The organism is Vreelandella neptunia (assembly GCF_000712975.1).
Classification (GTDB): Bacteria; Pseudomonadota; Gammaproteobacteria; order Pseudomonadales; family Halomonadaceae; genus Vreelandella; species Vreelandella qaidamensis.
Genome location: NZ_JHQL01000003.1, coordinates 670,906 through 690,886 on the forward strand (window position 1 = coordinate 670,906; position 19,981 = coordinate 690,886).

The following is a 19,981-nucleotide window of genomic DNA, read 5'->3' on the forward strand; positions in this document are numbered from 1 at the left end:
AGTATTAGCGGCGGTATTCGTCAATGCTTGGGCAAGAGCAGATGAGCTGCCGATCACCAAATACGTTGTCAACGCGGTTAACCGCAGGCCAATACTTAGACGCAGCGACGGCGTCTGTTGGGAAAGCGCCAAGTTTGCGGTCATAGGGGCGCTGCCATTCGCTGTCCATCAAATCTGCTTGAGTATGAGGGGCATTCACTAACGGATTATTATCCAGCGGCCACTCACCACTCTCTACACGAGCAACTTCTTCGCGTATTGCAATCATGGCATCACAGAAACGATCGATTTCGTAGAGTGACTCAGACTCTGTTGGCTCGATCATCAACGTTCCTGGAACGGGGAACGACATAGTGGGCGCATGGAAACCGTAATCCATCAAACGCTTGGCAATATCTTCCTCACTAATACCAGACGCACTTTTCAGCGGACGAATGTCGATAATGCACTCGTGTGCCACATTGCCGTTCTGACCGCGGTAGAGAATCGGGTAGGCATTCTCTAATCGCTTGGCAATATAGTTGGCATTAAGAATAGCCAGTTCGGTTGCTTCACGAAGCCCACGTGCGCCCATCATCTTAATGTAAGCCCACGAAATGGGTAGAATCGACGCGCTGCCAAATGCCGCAGCGGAGACAGCACCGTTTTCAGGGTTAACGCCATTAATAGGCGTGACCACATGATTGGAGACGAAAGGTGCAAGATGAGCTTTAACGCCAATTGGCCCCATGCCTGGGCCACCGCCACCGTGAGGAATGCAGAATGTTTTGTGCAGGTTGAGGTGAGAAACATCGCCACCAAAATCACCGGGGCGCGTTAAACCAACCTGAGCATTCATGTTAGCGCCGTCTACGTACACTTGTCCGCCGTGCTGATGAACCACATCACACACCTTACGCACATGGGACTCAAATACGCCATGGGTAGACGGATACGTAATCATCACCGCAGAAAGTCGATCACTGTGCTGCTCGGCTTTGCGTGTCAGATCATCTAGGTCAATGTTACCGTTGGCGTCACACTCAACCACCACCACGTCCATGCTAAGCATAGCAGCAGAGGCAGGGTTAGTGCCGTGGGCTGAGCTGGGAATCAAGCACACGTCGCGATGGGCTTCCCCTTGGGCTGCCTGATAGCGGCGAATGGCCAGCAAGCCCGCATATTCACCCTGGGCACCTGAGTTGGGTTGCATAGAAATATGATCGTAACCCGTTACTTCCACTAAGAAAGCGGCTAACTCATCAATCATTTGATGATAGCCTGCCACCTGATCGCGAGGAGCGAATGGGTGGAGGTGCGCAAACGCAGGCCAGGAGACCGGGATCATTTCACTGGTAGCATTTAGCTTCATAGTGCACGATCCCAGCGGGATCATGGCATGGGCCAAGGAAAGATCTTTATTCTCGAGACGTTTCAAGTAACGCAGCATCTCAGTTTCGCTGCGATAGCGCTTAAAGGTGGGGTGTTGCAAAAAGCTGCTATCACGATGGTATGCCGCTGGAATGCCACTGATCTTGTCGTTAATGACTTTTTCATCGAGCGCTGCCACTGACAAGCCGTGCTCATCGCCTAACAGGACATCAAGTAGCGTCGCGACGTCATGAGCCGTCGTGGTTTCATCCAAGCTAATGCCCACATCGCCATTGGCGAAATAGTGTAGGTTGATGTCATGGGTCATGGCACGGCCATGAATCTTACCGGCATCCACTTGGGTAAGACGCAGCGTGTCAAACCAGCTGTCGTTAGCTAATGTGATACCCGCTTGCTTAAGACCTTCTGCTAGCAAGGTAGTGAGGCGATGCACGCGGCCTGCAATTTTGCGTAAGCCTTCAGCACCATGGTAAGTGGCGTAGAAGCCAGCAATATTGGCCAGTAATGCCTGAGCAGTACAGATATTAGAGGTCGCTTTTTCGCGGCGAATATGCTGCTCGCGGGTCTGCATGGCCATGCGTAATGCAGTGTTACCGCGGCTATCTTTAGATACACCGATAATGCGGCCAGGAATTGAGCGTTTTAATTTGTCGGATGTGGCGAAGAAGGCAGCGTGTGGGCCACCAAAGCCCATGGGAACTCCAAAACGCTGAGAGTTACCGACGACGATATCAGCCCCCATTGCTCCTGGCTCTTTAAGTAGTACTAGGCTCAGTAGGTCCGTGGCGACGCAAGTCATGATGCCGTGTTCTTTGGCAGCGCTTAGCAGAGGCGAGATATCGGTAATATTGCCACTGGCGGAGGGGTACTGTACCAGTGCGCCAAACACATCATGTTCTGCCAGCGTAGCGGCAGGACCACTGATAAGCTCAAAACCAAAGAACTCCGCGCGAGTTTTTATCACGTCTAGCGTTTGCGGAAACAGGTCATCGGCAACAAAAAAAGCATTGGACTTACTTTTTTTATTGCTACGCTTGCAAAGTGCCATTGCTTCAGCAGCGGCGGTTGCTTCGTCAAGTAGCGAAGCATTGGCAAGCTCCATGCCGGTTAAATCCATAATGACCTGCTGAAAGTTAAGCAGGCCTTCTAGGCGGCCTTGGGAAATTTCTGGTTGGTAGGGCGTATAGGCGGTATACCAGCCTGGGTTCTCCAGCACATTGCGCTGTATGACGGCGGGCATGTGAGTGCCGTAATAGCCTTGACCAATATAACTTTTGGCAACGCGGTTTTGGCGAGCTAGCTGGCTTAAGTAGTCTAGCGCTTCTGCTTCGCTGCGCGGGTCGTCTAAGGCTAACTCGCGGCCCAGGCGAATATCGCTAGGCACGGTTTGCTCAATTAGGTCTTCCATGCGCTGCATATTGAGCGCTTTTAACATGGTGTCGACGTCAGCGAGGCTGGGCCCATTGTGGCGTTTGATAAAAGCATCGTGGTCGGCCAGTTCGGCCAAACGGCGTGTTTCAAATGGCATGGGAAGGTTCCGAACGTAATGAGAAAACCGTGCAGCGGCAAAACTAGAAAGCCTGCAGGATGCAGGCTTTCCGGCTAATTAATCGTCTGAACTAAGCGTCGCTTGATAAGCGTCTGCGTCTAACAAGCCGTCAAGGGCTGTGTCTGCCAAGCGCACTTTCATGATCCAGCCGCCTTCATAAGGGGCTTCGTTAACGGTCTCAGGTGAATCTTCAAGCGCTTCGTTAACTTCGATAACTTCGCCGTTTACTGGCGAGTATAAATCAGAGGCTGCTTTAACAGATTCAATGACGCCAAACTCAACACCTTTATTGAGTTCTTGGCCGACTTCTGGCAACTCAACAAAAACAACGTCGCCCAGTGCTTCTTGGGCATGATCAGTAATGCCGATTGTGACGGTACCATCTTGATGGTCGAGTACCCATTCGTGGCTTTCGGCATAACGAAGATTAGCAGGAAGATTGCTCATGATGATTCCCTTTATGAAACAGTTGTCTGGACAGGAGCATACTAACGTCTGTCGTTCGCCTTGGCGACTATTGGCCTGCTCTGAGTAAGGCGATTGGTGTCCTATATTAACGTGTTTCCAATCGGAAACAAATTTCTTAAACACCCCATGGTGGTAAATTCATTACGTCGCGTTGCCAGTTGCTTTGTGACTGTCGCAAGTTGTAAAAACAGATGCTTTCTCTGCCAAGTTGCGACATTACGATGGATGCGCACTAGGAAAATGGTGTAAAACATGCAGATCATGCGTTTTTTCAAAGCGCGAGACGCGCTATGGTGGGAACGTTTGATGATACAGCGACATTGAATGAAGGCAGCCTGACTGCCCGACACCCATAATAAATCAGCTAATGAACAGGGTAAGGAGAATTGAGTGGAAACTTTAACTAGCCTCTTGGGGGCGATTAACGGCGTCGTTTGGGGACCGTTAATGTTGATCTTGTTGCTAGGTGTGGGGATATACCTACAGATTGGCTTGAAACTAATGCCGATTAGAAAGCTCGGTGTAGGTTTCAAGCTAATGTGGCAAGGTCGAGACCCGAAACCTGGCACCGCTGATGCTGATAAAGCAACAACAAGCAAAGCAGACAGTGACGGTGAAATTTCGCCTTTTGATGCGCTAATGACGGCGCTTTCTGCAACGATTGGCACCGGTAATATTGCTGGCGTGGCAACCGCTATTGCGCTGGGTGGCCCCGGTGCAGTGTTCTGGATGTGGATCACTGCGTTAGTTGGCATGGCCACTAAGTTTGCCGAAGCCGTTTTGGCAGTGCGTTACCGTGAAACCGACAGCACCGGTTACCACGTGGGTGGCCCGATGTTCTACATCAAAAATGGCTTGGGCAAAAAGTGGCTATGGCTAGGTGGTTTATTCTCATTTTTTGGGGCAATCGCTGCCTTTGGTATCGGTAATACCGTACAGTCTAACTCAGTGGCAGATGCCATGGACTCCACCTTTGGGGTGCCACACTGGCTAACCGGCGTCATTATCATGGTGCTAGCGGGTGCTGTCATTCTGGGTGGCATTAAGCGCATTGCAAAAGTAGCCGGTAAGCTAGTGCCAATTATGGGTATTGCTTACGTTATTGCTGGGCTATTAGTACTGATCGTTAACGCAAGCCAAATTGGCGAAGCGTTTGGTTTGATTTTCTATTACGCCTTTAATCCGATGGCAGCAGCGGGTGGTTTTGCTGGCGCGGCAGTAATGGCAGCTATTCGGTTTGGTGTGGCACGCGGTATTTTCTCGAACGAAGCAGGTTTAGGTAGCGCGCCAATTGCACACGCAGCAGCGCAAACCAAAAACCCCGTTCGCCAAGGTCTTATCGCCATGCTGGGTACCTTTATCGATACCATCATCGTTTGTACCATTACGGCACTGGTTATTTTGACCTCCACAGTGTGGATTGATGGTGAGGCGGGCGCATCGCTAACCGCTCTTTCGTTTGATGCTGCATTGCCCGGTTTTGGAAATCAGATTGTTGCAGTGGCCTTGGCGGTGTTTGCGTTTACCACTATCCTTGGCTGGTCTTTTTATGGTGAGAAGTGCTTTCAGTTCCTGTTCGGCACACGTTCGATTATGCTGTATCGCGTGCTGTTCGTTTTGGCGATTCCGCTGGGCGCTATCGCGCAGCTTGGTTTTATTTGGCTGATGGCCGATACCTTCAACGCTATGATGGCCATTCCGAACTTAATCGCGTTGGCGCTGCTTTCACCGGTAGTATTCAAACTGACGCGTGATTACTTTGCTGGTAAAGAAGTGCTGCCAGGCGAAGCACTTGATCATGATAAGTAAGCCCTGTTCAATGTAATCGGGGTCAGTAAGTTGTAATAGAGCCGGGAAGCCAGTCATGGCTTCCCGTTTCTCTTTCTCGACCAAGGAAATCCCATGACCAACCTTAAGCAGACGCCCCTCCATGAATTGCATCTTTCGCTAGGGGCCAAAATGGTACCTTTCGCGGGTTATGACATGCCGGTGCAATATCCATTAGGTGTCAAAAAAGAGCATGAACACACGCGCAAGCAATGTGGGCTGTTTGATGTTTCTCATATGGGTCAAATAATTGTTTCTGGCGACAAGGTAGCAGAGGCGCTTGAGTCACTGATTCCAGCAGATCTTGTGGGATTAAATAAAGGTGAGCAGCGCTATGGTCTACTAACTAGCACTGAGGGCGGAATAATTGATGACCTCATGGCCGTCAATGCTGGTGATCACTTTTATCTGGTCGTTAATGCGGCCTGCAAAGAGCAGGATATCGCTCATTTGCGCACCAATCTTGGCTCCACACATCACATCGAAGTGGTAGACCGTGGCTTACTGGCCTTGCAGGGCCCGCAAGCACGAGAGGTGATGCAGCGCTTGTGTCCAGCCGCCTGTGATTTAACGTTTATGCAGCATGGGCGTTTCACGATAGCTGGTCAGGAAGTGTGGGTCAGTCGCAGCGGTTATACCGGGGAAGACGGCTTTGAGATATCAGTTGCTGCTGATGCCTGTCAGGCATTCGCCGAGCAGTTATTGGCAGCGCCGGAAGTAGAAGCCATTGGCTTGGGAGCACGGGATTCGCTTCGGTTAGAGGCAGGGCTGTGTTTATACGGGCACGATATGGATATGACGACAACGCCTGTGGAAGCTGGACTTATCTGGGCAATTGGTAAGCCGCGGCGTCATGGTGGTGAGCGTCCAGCAGGTTTCCCTGGGGCGGATCTTATTCTGCACCAAGTAGAGGCCAAAGATCATACGCGTAAGCGGGTAGGATTGTTAGCAGAAGGGCGTGCGCCCGTAAGAGAAGGAGCTCCGTTAGTGGATGCCGAGGGCAACCAAATTGGTGAAGTCACCTCGGGTGGTTTTGGGCCAAGTGTTGGTAAGCCGATTGCTATGGGCTATGTGGGTCGTGAATGGGAAGTGCCAGGAACAACGGTTTATGCGGTAGTACGTGGTAAACAGTTGCCTATGACGGTTGCGGCAACGCCGTTTGTTAAGCCCAATTACTATCGCGGGTAATGTAAAAAATCGATAATACGAAAAGCCCCACACCAGGGGCTTTTTTGTAGTTTAAGGTTTTTTGCTTGAGGTTTTTTGCGCAATGGCTGTTTCAATAGCAATCTTAAAACTGTCTCAACACTTGGTTCAACAGCTATCTCAATATCTATCTCAACAGCTATTTCAACACCTGTCGTGGGTCAATCGGTTTGCCGCCTTGGCGTAAGTCGAAAAGAAGGTCATAACGCTGGCTAGCGCTGCTTTGGCCGACATCGCATAGAGCGTCTCCGGTGCTTACTTGTTGGCCGACGCTGACCAGGATCCGTTCGCATAGTGCATACACCGTTTGTAAGTTGTCTGCGTGATGCACAATGACCACGTCACCCAGTTGGCGCATACCATCTGCAAAGCGTACTTCGCCTGGCGCCACTGCTTGGGCTTTCGCACCCGCCTGAGTAGCGAGCAACATGGGTTGTAGCGTGCCACGGCTATCGGCTCCAAAGCGCCGCACAATACGGTAATCTTCCAGCGGCCAAGGCCAGCGGCGTGCAGAAGTCGGTAAGCTAGCGCTAGGGGCAGGCGCTGGCTGGCTAGTTTGGTTACTGCTTGCTGTGGAACGGTTGGTAGTTACGCTGCCGCTTAAGGGCACACTGACAATTTGCCCTACTCTAAGGGCGGTTGGAGATGTACCTGGATTGGCACTCTGTATGCGCCCAGAGGTAGTGCCAAAGTGGCGGGCGATACTTGAGTATGTGTCGCCGGGACGAATTTGGTATCGATATGGCCCGCCAGAGGGGGCACGCTCTTGCTGGGTAGGTATTAATAGACGTTGTCCAACGTTTAAGCGTTGCGCATTTGTTCCAGGGTTGAAGCGTTCAAGACGCTCCAGTGGAACGTTTGCTCGGTTCGCAAGTTTCCCCAACGTATCACCACGCTGTACCTCTATCCATTCGCCGTTTATTTGGCCGACGGTACTGCTTGGCATGGGGTTATTTTGGCTGTTCGAAGAAGGCGAGCCAGCACACCCGACTAATACCGTAGCCAGTAAACAGACCGCGAGCCAATGGGCTAGTCGTGGTTGGTTTGCTTTGCTAGTAAGGCGTCTTTTTCCTGCCAGAGTGAGTTGATCCATGCGTGGAAACGTTCCTTGTGCTGCTGTTCTTCATGATAGTTGGCTTCGTTCATCCACTGGGGAATAGCGAGTTGCCTTGCGTTAAGTGTAATGCCAGCTTCTTTTCCGCATAGAAAACCCCAAAAGGTGGGTGTTGGATTTTCATAGCTGATGGTTACATCCAAAATGCCATCTAGTTTGTCGCCAAGCAGGCTGAGTACCTGTGACACACCGCCTGCTTTAGGCCTGAGCAAATGCTGAAAAGGACTTTGCTGCTTTTCCCGTTTTTCTACGGTAAATCGTGTTCCCTCAACAAAATTAAATATAGCAATTGGTGAATTTCTAGCTTGCCTACAAACGCGCTCGGTGGATTCACGATCGATGGTGGCAAGTTTTGGATTCTTGGCTATTTGCTCGCGACTGAAGCGTCGCATAAAAGGGAATTCTAACGCCCAAAATGCCAGTCCGACGATAGGAATCCAGATTAATTGATGTTTTAAAAAAAACCTAGGCATGGGAATACGACGATGCAGTGCCATAAAAAGGATAAATATATCTGTCCAGCTACGATGATTAGAAATAACCAGCCACCATTGATGTGGGCTGAGTGATTCGGGAATCGTGATGCTGACGTGAGGTTTTATCCAGCGGCGCATCCACCATAGGTTTGCACCGATCCAATTGAGTGCCACGCTGCATAACCCTTTAAGCACCCACTGTTTTTGGTGCCGCCCAGGAATAATAACTTTTAATAGCGTTAATAAAATGAGCGGCACGCCCCAAAATAGCGTCGTTAGCGTCAGCAATAATAAGCTGACGACTCCTTTGACAGTAGACATACCCCATTTCCTTTTACAAATGATGACAGCAGTGACGCAATGCTAGTTATCGTGGCTCGATATACGCAACCCGATACGTAACCTAGCGTAAATGCTAAAGGATCTCGCTCATGCTGCCCAGCACATTACGAAACCTTTGCATTGGCAGCAGTATTAGGACAGAGATCAGGACGCGAGCACAGGTGTATTAATGTTTTCGATAAGCACCTTACGCAGGGCCTGTGCAGCAACCGATAGCTCGTGATGTGTCAGAATTCCAACCCGACAGGCAATGCTCGGTGAGGTTAGGGGCACACAGCGAGCGCCGAGTTGGTGCATTTGCTGAAAACACATAGAAGGCACCGCACTTGCACCTAAACCATCTGCCACCATTCTACCAACGGTCGACAGCTGATGGCTTTCAAAAGCAACCGGTAATTCAATGTGCTGTTTGGCAAGCTCTTGTTCTAACAATCGCCGTACCATTGAGGGGCGCTGCAAGGTAATAAAATCTTGTTGCAACAAGGTCGCCCAACTGAGCGTGCTAGCCTTAGCCAAAACGGAATGCGGTGGGACCACTGCAATAAACTGATCTTCAAAAAGTGGCGTAAACGTTAGGCTGTTGTCTCCTTCAGGCGAAAAGGCAATACCGATTTCCACTTGGCGTGAGCGCACCATGTCGATGACTTCTTCATTGATAACATCATGAACAGTAATATTAATCTTAGGGTATTGCCGCCGGAAGGTTACTAGCGCGCTTGGCAGTAAATTGCACGCAAAAGAAGGCATGGCTGCTACGCTTAAACGACCAAGCTGGAGTGTAAAGCGCTGGCGTAATCGCTCTTCGGTATTGTCCCACTGGGCGAGCAGATGCTTTGCCAGTGGGAGAAGTGACTCGCCTTCGGGAGTGAGCCGAACACTACGGGTACTGCGTATTAACAGTTTCCCCCCGAGGGAGTCCTCAAGCCCTTTGATGGCTAAGCTAAGCGCTGGTTGAGATAGGTGCAGGCGTTCACAGGCTTGGGTAAAGCTCAGGGTTTGCGCTACCGCAAGAAAAGCTCGAAGTTGCTTGACGGTCATACTGACCCTTTTATAAGTTATTTATATAAATTGATAAGAAAAACAAACTTAACAAATATATCATCTAGTACAACACTGGCTACACAGATCCAACCGCATCATAACGACGCGTGCAACGTACCACCGATAACAATGCGAGGCATAACAATGGCAGGATTTGATAAGCGTGTATCTTCCTATGAGGAAGCAATGGAAGGAATCGAAAGCGGCATGACCGTCATTGCTGGCGGTTTCGGCCTCTGTGGCATTCCTGAAAACCTGATTGCTGAGATTAAACGTCGGGCTGTCACCGATCTAACGGTTGTATCCAATAATTGCGGCGTTGATGGTTTTGGCCTTGGTGTGCTGCTTGAAGATCGTCAGATTCGTAAAATTCTCGCTTCTTATGTCGGCGAGAACGCTATGTTTGAACAGCAAATGCTGAATGATGAAATTGAAGTTGTGCTTACCCCTCAAGGTACGTTAGCCGAGAAAATGCGCGCTGGTGGTGCCGGTATACCCGCCTTTTACACTGCCACTGGTTACGGCACGCCTATTGGTGAAGGTAAAGAGGTGCGTGAATTTAACGGCCGGCACTATATTCTAGAAGAAGCCATTACCGGTGACTTTGCGATTGTTAAAGGCTGGAAAGCAGATCGGTACGGCAACGTCATGTATCGGCATACGGCCCAGAACTTTAATCCCATGGCAGCCACCGCGGGAAAAATAACGGTTGTAGAAGTTGAGGAAATTGTTGAGCCAGGCGAATTGGAGCCGAGTCAGATCCATACTCCCGGTATTTATGTGGATCGCATTATCCAAGGCTCCTTCGAGAAGCGAATCGAGAAACGTACGGTGCGTAGCTGATCGCTCTTTGGTTTAGACACTTTCACTCATTAAGAGGTATACACCATGGCTTTAACACGTGAGCAAATGGCACAACGCGTCGCACGTGAACTTGAAGATGGCTTTTACGTCAATTTAGGTATCGGTATTCCCACGTTGGTTGCTAACTACGTGCCTGACGGCATTGATGTCATGCTGCAGTCTGAAAATGGTCTGTTGGGAATGGGGCGTTTCCCCACCGAGGAAGAAGTAGATGCAGATATGATCAACGCTGGTAAGCAAACGGTCACTGCTCGTCCAGGTGCTGCTATTTTTTCTTCTGCAGAATCATTTGCCATGATTCGTGGTGGTCATGTTGATTTGACCGTATTGGGTGCTTTTGAGGTAGATCAAGAAGGCAACATTGCATCATGGATGGTGCCTGGCAAGCTCATCAAAGGGATGGGGGGTGCCATGGACTTAGTTGCTGGCGCAGAAAATATTATTTGCACCATGACACATGCCTCGAAGCATGGTGAGTCCAAGCTACTTGAGAAGTGCACGCTTCCTTTAACGGGAGCAGGCTGCATCAATCGAGTGTTGACCGATCTCGCTTACCTGGAAATTAAAGACGGTGCTTTTATCCTTAAAGAACGCGCACCAGGTGTCAGTGTCGAAGAAATTGTTGAAAAAACAGCGGGTAAACTGATTGTGCCTGATCATGTACCTGAAATGACGTTCGACGCTGAATAATCTTTAGCCGTATAAATCCTGCTAGGCGTGAGCTAATCAGCTCACGCCATTTCACAGCGAGTGTGGAAGGGGAGTAGGATTTCTGCAATACGTTCATGGTCATCGCCAACATGCTTTTGTACAAGTGCTAAACCGCCTAAACAAAGGCGATGCTCGTCTCCTAAGCTAAAAACAGTTTTTTGCGGCATCGCAGGATAAAACCGATGTTCAAGGAGTGGTGAAACGGAAAACACGCCATTTTGTTGGCCTTCAAAGCTCGGCATGCCGCAAGCCTCAAGTTGGTTATGCAGCGTATCTAAAGATTCGCCAATGGTTGAGCAGTCAAAGCCTGCATGATGCAGTCTGGGACCCATAATCGCCAGCCAAGCAGCAAGGGGATGTGCTTGTTGCAGCTGTTGATAAAGTGCCCAAGAGGGCATTGGCCATGGACGACCTCGGCATAACAGATTTTGTCCTTTGCAGTCGGCAGGGTGGCTTTGCAGGATAAGTTGCGTCAGTGCTTCACGCGGTGCTTTTGAAAGAGTACCAAGCTGTAACTCTGCTAATACCAGCCAGCTACTATTGTCGTTGGGTGACAGCAAGTGCACTAACAGACCTTTGTCGGCCATAGCGTAATGGCCTACTGAGCGATAACCCATGTGGGCAAGGTTGGTATTGAGTTCGCTGGCTGCAAAAGGCCCGTAGTTTAAGGTGACCAAGGTTAAATATTCAGCTGACGTACTTAGTGGCCACAATCTAAGCCCACCGAGATCTGGATGCGTGTGGACATAATCTAGCCAAAGCTGTTGAACAAACTCCTTTTGCTGCATTGGGGTACCCTCGCCGCCTAATCGAACGTCACATGAGCCGTTATATGAACTGTCATATAATCTGTGCTACTTCAGTATAGGCAAGCGAAGATTTCGGTGTTCAACGGGTATAAACGCCAGTTTTAACGTCTGGGTTAAGAGGCCAGAAGCTGTTGTTGACGCACAAAATGGTCGAATTCGGTAAATCCGCCTATGTGCTGTTGGTCGACAAATATTTGGGGAACGGTATGAATAGGTTTGCCAGCCGTTTTTGCAATATCCTCTTTGGTAACGCCTTCTGAGGGCATATCAACGTAACGATACCCCTCTATCTTTCCATTGCTTTCTAAATATTCAGCAAGACGCTTTGCACGAACGCAGAAAGGGCATGACATACGGCCAAAAATTACCACAAACATCGCATAAACTCCTTTAGGATGATGGTCTATGAAAGATTGATTACCCATTGTGGCTTAGCCTGCTGTATTTGGCTAATAGTGCCACGCTACATGGGCTATTAAGCCGCGTTATGGGCGGCTGTTACATAATCGGACAAACATTATGCGAACTTTAGCTCCTCACGACTATGAACGCTTAGCCGATCTAGCGGTGCATTATCGAGATATACACTTACGTTCAATGAAGCAGAAGCATCATTTTAATCCCCGCCTCGGTGTTGATGCCTTGTGTTTCCAATTCTTAGAAGCGCCCTTTAAGGAGCAGCAAGAGTCGTTGCTGGTAGGTGCCTTAATTACGCCATGTGCAATGTGGTTAGTGGCCTTGCCAAGTGCTATTCAGCAGGGGCCACTAACCACTACGCTGCGTTTAAAACTTCCTTCTGGTGTCTATTCGCTCACACTGGAGCAACTGCCTGACGGCAACGCACTCTATAAACGCATTGTTCTTGAAGATTTAACGGATCTTGACAGTATGCAGGAAGCGGCGCGGTTGGCTCAGCGTATGATGGGGCAATTAATGGTACCTCCCGACGCTTCTCCAGAGGTTGAATAGGCAGAAACGTCAGCCACTATCTACACTGTCTGTTCTTATATGATGACAACTTACATTATCACTTTGAATAATCTCAACAAAAGGAACGTTTATGTCCTCTGAAAAAGCTGTTACCCCCCGTGTTGCAGTGGTCACTGGCACCAGCAGCGGTATCGGTGAAGCGGTGGTGAAGCATTTCTGTGAACAGGGTTTTCAAGTGTTAGCAGTAGACTTTAATCCTGCTGGAAAAGAAGTAGCGGATGCGGCTGGCGCAGCGTTTTATCAAGGGGATTTAACCGACCCCGATGCGTGTCGTGGAGCCATTGCCGATGCGGTTAAGCGCTTCGGTGGCATCGATATTTTGGTAAATAATGCGGGTATTCAACACGTCGCTTCTATTGAAACGTTCCCTGAAGAGAAGTGGCGTCAAATTATCGATCTAATGCTAACGGCGCCTTTTTTGCTTACCCAGGCCGCCTGGCCCCATATGCGTAAAAAAGGCTGGGGGCGCGTGATTAATATTGCGTCTGTTCATGCGCAAGTGGCTTCACCAGGTAAAGCCGCTTATATCAGCGCCAAGCATGGCATGATAGGGCTGACCAAAACCGCTGCACTGGAAGGTGGCGAGCAAGGGATTACGGCTAATACTATTTGTCCAGCCTATGTGAAAACACCGTTGGTAGATAACCAAATTGCTGACCAAGCCAAGCTTCATGGCATGGATGAGCAAGAAGTCATTGAAAAAATTATGCTGAAAAACGCCGCGGTTAAGCGCCTGATTGAACCTTCCGAGGTTGCTCAGTTAGTCGCCTATTTGGCATCCGACGCAGCAGGAGCTGTGACAGGCTCCAGTTGGAACATTGATCTAGGATGGACCGCCCAATAACATCAAGTTGAAGTCCACTCTTTGCGGCGTTGTTGCGCAAAGAGTGGAGAATTATCGGCGTACCGGGCGCTTCTGTAATTTACGTTGTAATGTTCGCCGATGCATACCAAGTGCCCTAGCCGTGGCTGAAATATTGCCATCATGCTCTTGCAGCACCTTCTGAATATGCTCCCAGGTAATACGGTTGATAGAGGGAGGGTTGTCGGCTAATTCAATATTTGGGTCGCCCCCCTGGTGCTCAAAGGCAGCAATAACATCGTCAGCATCTGCTGGCTTACATAGGTAGTTAACAGCACCAAGTTTGATTGCTTCTACTGCTGTGGCAATACTTGAATATCCTGTTAACACAACAATACGGCAGTTCGGCGCACTTGCCAGCATATCCGGTAGCAGCTTAAGGCCAGAGCTGTGCTCAAGTTTTAGATCAAGTGTTGCCATTGTTGGCATAAATTGCGCTACAAGTGCCATTGCTTGTTCAGCATCGTGAGCAACGTTGACCTCAAAACCACGGCGTATAAGTGCTCTGCTCAACACGTGACAAAACATTTCATCATCGTCGACGATTAAAAGGCGTTGGTCTTGCGTCTGCATGATGTCCTCGTTTTTCTTACGAATGCTTGCCACGGTTACTTGTCAGGGGCGGAACAAAGAGGCAGCGTTACTTCTGTTAACGTACCGCCTTCAGGATGATTGTACAGGCTTACTCCACCACCGAAACGATTAATGGTGGCATGGGTTAAAAACAGGCCAATTCCCATGCCTTTGCTTTTAGTGGAAATAAATGTGTCGCCTAGCTGATCAGCAATCGACATCGCGATGCCGGGCCCATGGTCGCGTATATCAATGACAACACTTTCATCTTGCCAATCCAAGCGAATAGCTATTTGCTCTGGGTTGGCGTCGGCAGCGTTATTCAGCAAATTGGTTAGCGCTTGATCTAATGTGGCATCTACGGCTATCCAGGGTCGGCCACGTTTTTCGGCAACTTCAAAAAAGTGGCTAACATCAGGCCTAATAACCAGCCAGCGTTGCACCACAGCGGCTAGCCATATTTCAGCGTCTAGTACTTCTGGTTCTGCCATGCGCCGACGGTCAGCTGTTGTAACAAGGTGTTGTAAACGTGATTTGCACACATCTACTTGCTGACGAAGTATGGCTATATCTTGTTGCAAAGTAGAGCCATCGGGCGCGTCCTGGTGCATTTCATTGAGCAGCACGGCCATGGTTGAAAGCGGCGTGCCAAGCTCATGGGCCGTGCCAGCGGCCTGAGTGGCAACCGCCAGCACTTGTTCATTGCGCAGCGCAGCCTCTCTGGTTCGAGATAGAGCTTTGTCTCGATTACGCAGGGCGTGTGCCATTTTATAGATAAAAAATGTGACCAAGCCGGCAGACAGGCCGAAATTAAGCCACATCCCCAATACGTGAAGGCTTAATGGGCCGTCGCTATTAATGTGCCCTAGCTGTGGTATTGGGTGGTAAAAGAACATCAAATAGGTATAACCCGCCATTGCGCAAGCGGCAATGATCCAAGCGTGGCGCCATGGGAGGGTTGCTGCGGCAATAGTGACAGGCACTAAATAGTAAGTAATAAAGGGATTTGTTGACCCACCTGAAAAATAAAATAGCAGCGTTAAGCCAGCAATATCCGCCAATAAGTGGGCAAGATATTCGAAATGATTAACCGCTTTGGGTCTACCTAACCGCCACCAAGTGGCGATATTGAGTATGCCCATGGCTATCACGACGCTGACAACTGCAGTTACGGGCAAATCGAAAGTGAGTAGTTCAATGCCAACAATAATGGCCAGTAAAAAGCCGGTCCAGGTAATGCCTCGTACGATTGTTAGTCTAACGAGGTTGCGGTTCGGCGTCGAAAGTGGAAGAGGAAGGGCGGTAGGCATAGCGTTGCTATTTGCTCGATGTTTTCACGTTGTGAATAACAAATTTAATAAATAATGTCATAACAAACGTCAGCCATCCCGCAGAGGCGAGTAAGTTGAACAACAGTATTTTAGGGGGAAGCCAAGCGCTGCCTAGTATGGCTTCTAGCATAATATGGAAAAACATGGCGAGCAGGAGTGGCAACGCCAGCGTGTGAATCCACATGTCAGTACGGCGTTTACGCACATGATAACGTTTTAATAAATAACGCATCGGACGATGTGCCCAGCCGAATAAGACCAGTGCACCCACAACGAAGATAACTGCCAGCGTCGGTTCGGTACTCCCAAAATGCATCGAAAAAGATATCGACCAGGCAAGACCTAGCCATAGTAAACCCTCGATGCTGGCGATAATGTCCGCATAGCGACGCACATTCTGCATAACAAACTTAATCCTTGATCTTACAAAGTGCCGCCATGATACGACACTTGGGAACGGCTGTGGGATGGATAGGGGAGATTTATCCCTTACCGGTATTGGGTATACTGTTCTAACCCTTTTACTTAATTCATTTCTGCACAGGACTTGCCGTGGACGCTATTACGTTGACTCGCCCCGATGATTGGCATCTTCATTTACGTGATGATGAGGCGCTAAGCGCTGTGGTAGGTCATACCGCCGCCCAAATGGGGCGTGCGATTATAATGCCTAATCTAAAGCCGCCGGTAACGACTACCGCTCAAGCACTAGCGTATCGTCAGAGAATTTTAGCAGCGTTGCCTGAAGGGAGTGCTTTTGAGCCATTGATGACGCTCTATTTAACAGACACAACGCCCCCTGAAGAAATTGAGCGCGCTGCTGAAAGTGGTGTCGTAAAAGCCGTAAAGCTCTATCCTGCTGGTGCTACTACTAACTCTGCATCGGGTGTCACTGACATTGCGCACTGCGATGACACTATTGCCATGCTAGCAAAAGTTGGTATGCCCTTGTTGGTGCATGGTGAAGTGACCGATCATGCAATTGATATTTTTGATCGCGAGGCGGTGTTTATTGAGCAGATTATGAAACCGCTTTTGGCTCGTCATCCTAGCCTAAACGTGGTATTTGAGCACATTACCACCCAGCAAGCCGCCGAGTTTGTCGCCGCTGCACCTGATAACATTGCCGCTACGATTACGGCTCATCACCTGTTGTTTAACCGCAACAAAATGCTGGCGGGTGGTATTCGTCCGCATTATTACTGCCTACCTATTTTGAAGCGTGAACAGCATCGTCAAGCACTGTTAAAAGCGGCGACCAGTGGTAGCCCCAAATTCTTTTTGGGCACCGATAGTGCTCCTCATGCTCAGGGCGATAAGGAATCGAGTTGTGGCTGCGCAGGCGCGTATACAGCTCCAGCTGCCATTGAGCTGTATGCAGCAGCCTTTGAAGAAATGGATGCCTTGGACAAGTTAGAAGCGTTTGCCAGCCTAAACGGACCGCGTTTTTATGGATTACCAACTAATGCCGATAGCGTGACGTTGGAGCGTCGTTCCTGGAGTCTGCCAGCACATTATCCCTATACGGCTGGTCAGCATATTATCCCGTTAATGGCAGGTGAGAGCTTGGCATGGAAGCTGAAAGCGTAGCTCGAACATCTGAACAGTAGTGTAGCTGAACAAAAAACGGAGCCGATGGGCTCCGTTTTTTTAGTAGAAATTTATAAATGTTGTTTATAAATGCTGTTTTAAAAAGCTATTCATTAAGGCGTGTTTCTTGAGGTCTATTGCTTGCCAAGGTCGATGAGCATCTGGTCTACCATGCGTGATGAGTGATCAGCGGCTACGTCCAAAAATTGCTCGAATGATAGGTGGTTATCACCACTGCCGGGAATGTCGGAAAGTGCGCGAATGACTACAAACGGACAGTTATAAAGATGGCAGGTTTGTGCAATAGCGGCGCCTTCCATTTCGACGGCTAGCATGGTTGGAAACTGTGCACGGGTAGTAGCGACACGATCGGGGTCGGCCATGAAGGCATCGCCTGTAGCGATGAGCCCCTCACGTACATTGACTTCACCTAATGCGGTAATGGCGTTGCGGGCGATATCACGAAGTTGCTTGTCTGCTTGGTAGGCTGCAGGCATCCCTGGAACCTGGCCAAGCTCGTAGCCAAAGACCACCGCATCTACGTCATGGTGGCGTACTTCATCCGAGATGATGACATCACCAATAGTGAGGTCGGTCGCAAAGCCGCCTGCGGAGCCGGTATTAATGATTGCATCTGGCTGGTGACGCTCAAGTAGAATCGCAGTGCCTACCGCCGCGTTGACCTTGCCTATCCCCGACTGCAGCACAATGATTTCCAAGCCATGACGCGTACCTGTATAAAAAACAAAGCCAGCGTGCTCGTAGCGTTGAGCGTCTTCTAACTGACCAGCTAGTTGCTTCACTTCCTGCGCCATAGCGCCAATAATTCCAATGCGTCGCACGCGTCATTACTCCTTAAGAAAGCGTTATTTACAGTAGCGTTAAGAAGAGACTACTGGCCTTGGCTTTGATCGTGACGTTCAGCAGCCTCTAGAGTGTTCTCAAGCAGCGTCGCCACTGTCATTGGGCCCACCCCTCCAGGCACTGGGGTAATAAAGCTGGCGCGCTCTGCTGCGGCGTTAAAATCAACATCACCGATGAGGGTGCCATCTTCTTGGCGGTTAATGCCGACATCAATCACGATAGCACCGGGTTTGATCCATTCGCCCTTAACAATACCAGGCTTGCCGACTGCCACCACAACTAGGTCTGCACGGCGAACATGGGTCTCAAGCTGCTGAGTAAAGCGATGACATACCGTCGTTGTGCAGCCTGCTAGCATCAGTTCCAAAGCCATAGGTCGGCCGACAATGTTAGAAGCGCCTACAACAGTGGCGTCTAAGCCTCGAACAGCGATGCCGCTGTGGGCCAGCATGGTCATAATGCCTTTGGGCGTACAAGGCCTTAGTGATGGCATGCGTTGAGCTAGTCGCCCAATGTTGTAGGGGTGAAAGCCATCAACGTCCTTATCAGGTCGAATTCGCTCAAGAATGGGGCGAGAGTCTAAGTGCTCTGGCAAAGGCAGCTGAACAAGAATGCCGTCGACTGTTGCATCGTCGTTTAACTGATCGACCAGCGCTTCTAGTTCGTGCTGCTGCGTATCGGCTGATAGTGCATGCTGAAAGGAGAGGATGCCCGCCTGCTCACAGGCGCGGTGTTTGTTACTGACATAGACATGAGAAGCTGGGTCTTGCCCGACCACAACAACAGCTAGTCCAGGTGCCCGCTCGCCGGCCTTCTGGCGTGCGCTGATTTTCTCGGCAACTTGCTGGCGGACATTAGCGGCGATGGCTTTACCATCGATGAGTTGGGCGGTCATGTAATAGAATCCCTTGAAGGTTAGGTGCGGAACAAAGTGACTACTGTTCTAAAATTGCTCGCCAGAGCGCAGGCGGTCACGGGCTTTCAAGAAGGGCTAATTTTCGCACGCTAGGGCGGTAAGGCAAAGCATCTAACGAATCATTCATTTTAGGTGTTGACTTTAAACTCAGAAATAGTAATATATGCCTCGCTTGAGACGGGACATGCAGCAGCGTCTAAGGTAAGAAATCGGGATGTAGCGCAGTCTGGTAGCGCGCCTGCTTTGGGAGCAGGATGTCGGGGGTTCGAATCCCTCCATCCCGACCACATACCTAGCGCGGAAGGTAGTAATTTGCTTTTCCAAACATTGGTTGTGGTCAAGTGCTCATCAGTATTCAGTCTCTTAGAATGCTTTATGTGCGCCCATAGCTCAACCGGATAGAGCAACGGCCTTCTAAGCCGTAGGTTGCGGGTTCGAGTCCTGCTGGGCGTGCCACAAAAAGCTTTTAAGTGGACGCATTCGGTAAGACATGCAAATCAGTACTTCATCAATGGTGGATGTAGCTCAGTGGTAGAGCCCCGGATTGTGGCTCCGGTGGTCGTGGGTTCGATCCCCATCATCCACCCCATTTGATGTAACGTATTATTTATGTGTAGTTTTAGGTTGTGGTGGATGTAGCTCAGTGGTAGAGCCCCGGATTGTGGCTCCGGTGGTCGTGGGTTCGATCCCCATCATCCACCCCATTAACCTCACTGTTGTTTTGAAAATTCCCTCTTCACTCTGTTTTTCCTCCCTTACTAACTCCTCTGTTTTTTAATTAAACTACTCTTTTTTTAAGCCAAGCTGACTCATATTCGGCTTTTTCGCTTTGATCGCTCGTGTTTTAAACATCTGTTATCTTATTTGCTAGGCAATGCCTGTCTATCTTTTGATTGATCCCGCCAAAAACATGTCCTGTCTACCTGACGTTACTGAGATTCTTTTCTAGCCTTCTTATCGCGATGTCGCTTTAATCGCGTGCGCAGCTTGCGCCTGATGAGCCACTTAAAAAGCTCTTTAATAAGGTGTGTGAGTACATTTTGATAATGTTAACGTCACAGATAGTAAAGTCATCTA

Annotated in this window: 19 protein-coding genes and 4 tRNA genes; 11 read left to right on the forward strand and 12 right to left on the reverse strand. The window is 49.5% G+C overall.

Translation table 11 applies throughout. The annotated features are described in order from the left end of the window. Positions 1-4: 4 nt before the first annotated feature. Together gcvP and gcvH are read right to left on the reverse strand one after the other, a co-directional pair. Positions 5-2,899, reverse strand: coding sequence for an aminomethyl-transferring glycine dehydrogenase (gene gcvP, locus CR46_RS0111150; RefSeq protein WP_030072862.1), 2,895 nt, complete (start codon positions 2,897-2,899; stop codon positions 5-7). A 78-nt stretch (positions 2,900-2,977) separates the two neighbouring features. After that, positions 2,978-3,367 (reverse strand): glycine cleavage system protein GcvH, encoded by a 390-nt coding sequence (gcvH, locus tag CR46_RS0111155; RefSeq protein WP_030072864.1) that lies wholly within the window; start codon positions 3,365-3,367, stop codon positions 2,978-2,980. A 411-nt stretch (positions 3,368-3,778) separates the two neighbouring features. On the opposite strand from gcvH, the gene CR46_RS0111160 reads away from it, so the two are divergent. Beyond that, the gene (locus CR46_RS0111160) at positions 3,779-5,197 is read left to right on the forward strand and encodes an alanine/glycine:cation symporter family protein (RefSeq protein WP_030072866.1); all 1,419 of its coding nucleotides are present in this window, start codon (positions 3,779-3,781) and stop codon (positions 5,195-5,197) included. A gap of 93 nt (positions 5,198-5,290) precedes the next feature. Beyond that, positions 5,291-6,403 carry a glycine cleavage system aminomethyltransferase GcvT gene (gcvT, locus tag CR46_RS0111165; protein WP_030072868.1) on the forward strand — a complete coding sequence of 371 codons (1,113 nt, stop codon included), beginning with the start codon at positions 5,291-5,293 and terminating at the stop codon, positions 6,401-6,403. A 157-nt stretch (positions 6,404-6,560) separates the two neighbouring features. Here gcvT and CR46_RS0111170 read toward each other — a convergent pair whose 3' ends face one another. The 3 genes from CR46_RS0111170 to CR46_RS0111180 all read right to left on the reverse strand — a co-directional run bounded on the left by CR46_RS0111170 (position 6,561) and on the right by CR46_RS0111180 (position 9,391). Then, entirely contained in the window at positions 6,561-7,367 is an 807-nt protein-coding gene (locus CR46_RS0111170; protein WP_051690166.1) for a LysM peptidoglycan-binding domain-containing protein, read from the reverse strand. An 83-nt stretch (positions 7,368-7,450) separates the two neighbouring features. Continuing rightward, complete coding sequence (locus CR46_RS0111175; protein ID WP_030072872.1) at positions 7,451-8,332, reverse strand: acyltransferase; 882 nt, start codon at positions 8,330-8,332, stop codon at positions 7,451-7,453. A 165-nt stretch (positions 8,333-8,497) separates the two neighbouring features. Continuing rightward, complete coding sequence (locus CR46_RS0111180) at positions 8,498-9,391, reverse strand: LysR family transcriptional regulator (protein WP_030072874.1); 894 nt, start codon at positions 9,389-9,391, stop codon at positions 8,498-8,500. Positions 9,392-9,538: 147 nt separating this feature from the next. On the opposite strand from CR46_RS0111180, the gene CR46_RS0111185 reads away from it, so the two are divergent. Together CR46_RS0111185 and CR46_RS0111190 are read left to right on the forward strand one after the other, a co-directional pair. Next, positions 9,539-10,237, forward strand: a complete 699-nt coding sequence (locus CR46_RS0111185; protein ID WP_009724478.1) for a CoA transferase subunit A — start codon at positions 9,539-9,541, stop codon at positions 10,235-10,237. 45 nt (positions 10,238-10,282) lie between these two features. Beyond that, positions 10,283-10,948: a CoA transferase subunit B gene (locus tag CR46_RS0111190; protein WP_030072876.1), complete on the forward strand. Its 666-nt coding sequence runs from the start codon at positions 10,283-10,285 to the stop codon at positions 10,946-10,948. Between the two features lie 41 nt (positions 10,949-10,989). On the opposite strand, the gene CR46_RS0111195 is transcribed toward CR46_RS0111190, so the two are convergent. After that, complete coding sequence (locus CR46_RS0111195) at positions 10,990-11,757, reverse strand: VOC family protein (RefSeq protein WP_030072878.1); 768 nt, start codon at positions 11,755-11,757, stop codon at positions 10,990-10,992. Positions 11,758-11,891: 134 nt separating this feature from the next. Further along, positions 11,892-12,155, reverse strand: coding sequence for a GrxA family glutaredoxin (locus CR46_RS0111200; protein WP_030072880.1), 264 nt, complete (start codon positions 12,153-12,155; stop codon positions 11,892-11,894). Positions 12,156-12,297: 142 nt separating this feature from the next. Between CR46_RS0111200 and hybE the strand changes: the two genes are divergently transcribed. Together hybE and CR46_RS0111210 are read left to right on the forward strand one after the other, a co-directional pair. Beyond that, positions 12,298-12,747 (forward strand): [NiFe]-hydrogenase assembly chaperone HybE, encoded by a 450-nt coding sequence (hybE, locus tag CR46_RS0111205; protein WP_030072882.1) that lies wholly within the window; start codon positions 12,298-12,300, stop codon positions 12,745-12,747. A 91-nt stretch (positions 12,748-12,838) separates the two neighbouring features. Continuing rightward, complete coding sequence (locus tag CR46_RS0111210) at positions 12,839-13,612, forward strand: 3-hydroxybutyrate dehydrogenase (protein ID WP_030072884.1); 774 nt, start codon at positions 12,839-12,841, stop codon at positions 13,610-13,612. Between the two features lie 51 nt (positions 13,613-13,663). Here CR46_RS0111210 and CR46_RS0111215 read toward each other — a convergent pair whose 3' ends face one another. Genes CR46_RS0111215 through CR46_RS0111225 form a run of 3 tightly spaced genes read right to left on the reverse strand, consistent with a single transcriptional unit; the run spans position 13,664 to position 15,937 of the window. Then, positions 13,664-14,203, reverse strand: a complete 540-nt coding sequence (locus CR46_RS0111215) for a response regulator transcription factor (RefSeq protein ID WP_030072886.1) — start codon at positions 14,201-14,203, stop codon at positions 13,664-13,666. 35 nt (positions 14,204-14,238) lie between these two features. After that, complete coding sequence (locus CR46_RS0111220) at positions 14,239-15,513, reverse strand: ATP-binding protein (RefSeq protein ID WP_030072888.1); 1,275 nt, start codon at positions 15,511-15,513, stop codon at positions 14,239-14,241. A 7-nt stretch (positions 15,514-15,520) separates the two neighbouring features. Next, a complete protein-coding gene (locus CR46_RS0111225; RefSeq protein ID WP_030072890.1) occupies positions 15,521-15,937 on the reverse strand; it encodes a hypothetical protein in 417 nt (138 codons plus the stop codon). Between the two features lie 149 nt (positions 15,938-16,086). On the opposite strand from CR46_RS0111225, the gene pyrC reads away from it, so the two are divergent. Next, positions 16,087-17,124, forward strand: coding sequence for a dihydroorotase (gene pyrC / locus CR46_RS0111230; protein WP_030072893.1), 1,038 nt, complete (start codon positions 16,087-16,089; stop codon positions 17,122-17,124). A 134-nt stretch (positions 17,125-17,258) separates the two neighbouring features. Here the strand turns inward: pyrC and mtnN are convergent, their stop codons facing one another. Next, entirely contained in the window at positions 17,259-17,966 is a 708-nt protein-coding gene (gene mtnN / locus CR46_RS0111235) for a 5'-methylthioadenosine/S-adenosylhomocysteine nucleosidase (RefSeq protein ID WP_030072895.1), read from the reverse strand. Between the two features lie 50 nt (positions 17,967-18,016). After that, a complete protein-coding gene (folD, locus tag CR46_RS0111240; RefSeq protein WP_030072896.1) occupies positions 18,017-18,883 on the reverse strand; it encodes a bifunctional methylenetetrahydrofolate dehydrogenase/methenyltetrahydrofolate cyclohydrolase FolD in 867 nt (288 codons plus the stop codon). Between the two features lie 231 nt (positions 18,884-19,114). Between folD and CR46_RS0111245 the strand changes: the two genes are divergently transcribed. The 4 genes from CR46_RS0111245 (at position 19,115) to CR46_RS0111260 (ending at position 19,608) form a co-directional block, all read left to right on the forward strand. Next, positions 19,115-19,191: transfer RNA gene (locus CR46_RS0111245), tRNA-Pro, on the forward strand. A 92-nt stretch (positions 19,192-19,283) separates the two neighbouring features. After that, positions 19,284-19,360 (forward strand) — tRNA-Arg (locus CR46_RS0111250). 58 nt (positions 19,361-19,418) lie between these two features. Then, positions 19,419-19,493, forward strand: a tRNA-His gene (locus CR46_RS0111255). A 40-nt stretch (positions 19,494-19,533) separates the two neighbouring features. Next, positions 19,534-19,608, forward strand: a tRNA-His gene (locus CR46_RS0111260). Positions 19,609-19,981: the final 373 nt, after the last annotated feature.

Bases quoted from the DNA above. Each gene is read 5' to 3' on its own strand.
- gcvP (WP_030072862.1), bottom strand. From the start codon at position 2,899: ATGCCATTTGAAACACGCCGTTTGGCCGAACTGGCCGACCACGATGCT.
- gcvH (WP_030072864.1), bottom strand. From the start codon at position 3,367: ATGAGCAATCTTCCTGCTAATCTTCGTTATGCCGAAAGCCACGAATGG.
- gcvT (WP_030072868.1), top strand. From the start codon at position 5,291: ATGACCAACCTTAAGCAGACGCCCCTCCATGAATTGCATCTTTCGCTA.
- CR46_RS0111170 (WP_051690166.1), bottom strand. From the start codon at position 7,367: ATGCCAAGCAGTACCGTCGGCCAAATAAACGGCGAATGGATAGAGGTA.
- CR46_RS0111175 (WP_030072872.1), bottom strand. From the start codon at position 8,332: ATGTCTACTGTCAAAGGAGTCGTCAGCTTATTATTGCTGACGCTAACG.
- CR46_RS0111180 (WP_030072874.1), bottom strand. From the start codon at position 9,391: ATGACCGTCAAGCAACTTCGAGCTTTTCTTGCGGTAGCGCAAACCCTG.
- CR46_RS0111185 (WP_009724478.1), top strand. From the start codon at position 9,539: ATGGCAGGATTTGATAAGCGTGTATCTTCCTATGAGGAAGCAATGGAA.
- CR46_RS0111190 (WP_030072876.1), top strand. From the start codon at position 10,283: ATGGCTTTAACACGTGAGCAAATGGCACAACGCGTCGCACGTGAACTT.
- CR46_RS0111195 (WP_030072878.1), bottom strand. From the start codon at position 11,757: ATGCAGCAAAAGGAGTTTGTTCAACAGCTTTGGCTAGATTATGTCCAC.
- CR46_RS0111200 (WP_030072880.1), bottom strand. From the start codon at position 12,155: ATGTTTGTGGTAATTTTTGGCCGTATGTCATGCCCTTTCTGCGTTCGT.
- hybE (WP_030072882.1), top strand. From the start codon at position 12,298: ATGCGAACTTTAGCTCCTCACGACTATGAACGCTTAGCCGATCTAGCG.
- CR46_RS0111210 (WP_030072884.1), top strand. From the start codon at position 12,839: ATGTCCTCTGAAAAAGCTGTTACCCCCCGTGTTGCAGTGGTCACTGGC.
- CR46_RS0111215 (WP_030072886.1), bottom strand. From the start codon at position 14,203: ATGCAGACGCAAGACCAACGCCTTTTAATCGTCGACGATGATGAAATG.
- CR46_RS0111220 (WP_030072888.1), bottom strand. From the start codon at position 15,513: ATGCCTACCGCCCTTCCTCTTCCACTTTCGACGCCGAACCGCAACCTC.
- CR46_RS0111225 (WP_030072890.1), bottom strand. From the start codon at position 15,937: ATGCAGAATGTGCGTCGCTATGCGGACATTATCGCCAGCATCGAGGGT.
- folD (WP_030072896.1), bottom strand. From the start codon at position 18,883: ATGACCGCCCAACTCATCGATGGTAAAGCCATCGCCGCTAATGTCCGC.